This window comes from Propioniciclava sp. (assembly GCF_029977985.1).
Classification (GTDB): Bacteria; Actinomycetota; Actinomycetes; order Propionibacteriales; family Propionibacteriaceae; genus Propioniciclava.
The window spans coordinates 1-1,010 of record NZ_JARKOT010000132.1; the positions used below are offsets into that span (position 1 = coordinate 1).

The following is a 1,010-nucleotide window of genomic DNA, read 5'->3' on the forward strand; positions in this document are numbered from 1 at the left end:
ACCTCGTTGCCGGTGACGAGGCGATGATGGCGTGGCACGACGACGACGAGGTGGGACGCGATTCGGCGCTGGCGATCGCGCGTCACCTCGACCGCCCGCGCACCGCGTACGACGTGGAGGTCAAGGGCGGCCACGTGTGGCACTGCTCGCTGTCTCTACGAGCCGACGAGGGCGCCCTGACCGATGAGCAGTGGGGAGCGATCGCCCGCGACTTCATCACCGCGATGGAGTTCGACGACAACGAGGGCACGAAGGCTCCGTGCCGGTGGGTTGCCGTGCGCCACGGTGTGTCGACGAACGGCAACGACCACATCCACATCGCCGTGAACCTGGTGCGCGAGGACGGCACCAAGGCGTCGACGCACCACGACTTCCGACGCGCGCAGACTGCCGCCCGTGCACTCGAAGCGAAGTACGGGTTGGAGGAGTTGGAGTCGGTGCGCGCGGAGCGCTCGACGCGCGGCTACAACCCCGCCGAGCGCGAGGCTCAGGCACGTGCCCGCGCGCGTGCCAAGCACGAGCGAAGCCGGTCGAAGCTGGGCGCGGACGCACCGACCTGGGAGGCGTTGGCCGGCGACGACCGGCAGGCACTCATTGCGTCGGAGTTGCGCACCGATCAGCCGCGCTACCTCCTGGCATTGAAGGTGCGTGCGGCCTCGACAGCGAGCGACAGTGAAGCCGAGTTCGTGCGTCGCATGCGGCGGTCTGGGCTGCTGGTCCGACCCCGCTATGCGGACGGCCGAACTGACGTCATTACCGGCTACTCAGTGGCCGAGCGGCCGCAGGCCGGCGAGCGGCCGATCTGGTACGGCGGCGGCCACCTGGGCCGCGACCTCACGCTGCCCAGGCTGCGCGATGGCTGGCCCGACACGGTCACCGGCGCGAGCGAAGCGGCGGACGAATGGAACGCCGCCAAGCGGGGCCGGCGCGTGGTCGCACCCGGACGCGAAGCGAGCGAACCAGACCCGGAGCTGTGGGATAAGCGCAACGCCGAGCTGAGCCAGCTCGTG

At 70.3% G+C, this 1,010-nt stretch carries 1 protein-coding gene; it reads left to right on the top strand.

All coding sequences use genetic code 11. The features are described 5' to 3' along the window. Nucleotides 1-26: 26 nt before the first annotated feature. Nucleotides 27-1,010, top strand: a 984-nt coding sequence (locus Q1K57_RS08355) for a relaxase/mobilization nuclease domain-containing protein (protein WP_300080888.1), incomplete at its 3' end; no start/stop codon positions are given.